A 1,174-nucleotide genomic window follows, 5' to 3' on the forward strand; every position below is an offset into this window, starting at 1 on the left:
GAGACGACGCCGGCGCCCACGGTGCGGCCGCCTTCGCGAATCGCGAAACGCAGACCGTCCTCCATGGCGATCGGGCTGATCAGCGACACCGTCATCTTCACGTTGTCGCCCGGCATCACCATCTCGGTGCCTTCCGGCAGCTCGACCGAACCCGTCACGTCCGTCGTCCGGAAATAGAACTGCGGACGATACCCGTTGAAGAACGGCGTGTGACGACCGCCCTCTTCCTTGTTCAGGATGTACACTTCCGCCTCGAACTGGGTGTGCGGAGTAATCGAACCCGGCTTGCACAGCACCTGGCCGCGCTGCACGTCGTCACGCTTGGTGCCGCGCAGCAGCACGCCCACGTTGTCGCCGGCCTCGCCCTGGTCCAGCAGCTTGCGGAACATCTCCACGCCGGTCACCGTGGTCTTCTGCGTGTCGTGCAGACCCACGATCTCCACTTCCTCGCCCACCTTGACCACACCGCGCTCGACGCGACCGGTAACCACGGTGCCGCGACCGGAAATCGAGAACACGTCTTCCACCGGCATCAGGAACGCACCGTCCACCGCGCGCTCCGGCTCGGGGATGAAGCGGTCCATCTCGTCAACCAGCTTGTGAATCGCCTGGGCGCCCATCTCGCTTTCGTCGCCTTCCAGCGCCTTCAGCGCAGAACCGGTGACCACCGGAGTGTCGTCACCCGGGAAATCATAGCTCGACAGCAGATCACGGACCTCCATCTCCACCAGCTCCAGGAGCTCCGGATCGTCCACCATGTCCGCCTTGTTCAGGAACACCACGATGTGCGGCACACCCACCTGGCGCGACAGCAGGATGTGCTCCCGCGTCTGCGGCATCGGGCCGTCCGCCGCCGAAACCACCAGAATGGCACCGTCCATCTGCGCAGCACCGGTGATCATGTTCTTCACATAGTCCGCGTGCCCCGGGCAGTCCACGTGCGCATAGTGGCGCGTGTCCGACTCGTACTCCACGTGCGCCGTCGCAATCGTGATCCCGCGCTGCTTCTCTTCCGGCGCGTTGTCAATCTGGTCAAAGGCACGCGCATCGCTGCCGTACTTCTTCGCCTGAACCACCGTCAACGCCGCCGTCAGCGTCGTCTTCCCGTGGTCCACATGACCAATCGTCCCCACATTCACGTGCGGCTTCTTGCGTTCGAACTTTTCCTTGGACA

At 63.8% G+C, this 1,174-nt stretch carries 1 protein-coding gene; it reads right to left on the bottom strand.

The genetic code is table 11. From position 1 onward, the window contains the following. Positions 1 to 1,174, bottom strand: a 1,174-nt coding sequence (gene tuf, locus B1A74_RS13705) for an elongation factor Tu (RefSeq protein ID WP_077244962.1), incomplete at both ends; no start/stop codon positions are given.

It is taken from the genome of Thioalkalivibrio halophilus (assembly GCF_001995255.1).
Taxonomy (GTDB): domain Bacteria; phylum Pseudomonadota; class Gammaproteobacteria; order Ectothiorhodospirales; family Ectothiorhodospiraceae; genus Thioalkalivibrio; species Thioalkalivibrio halophilus.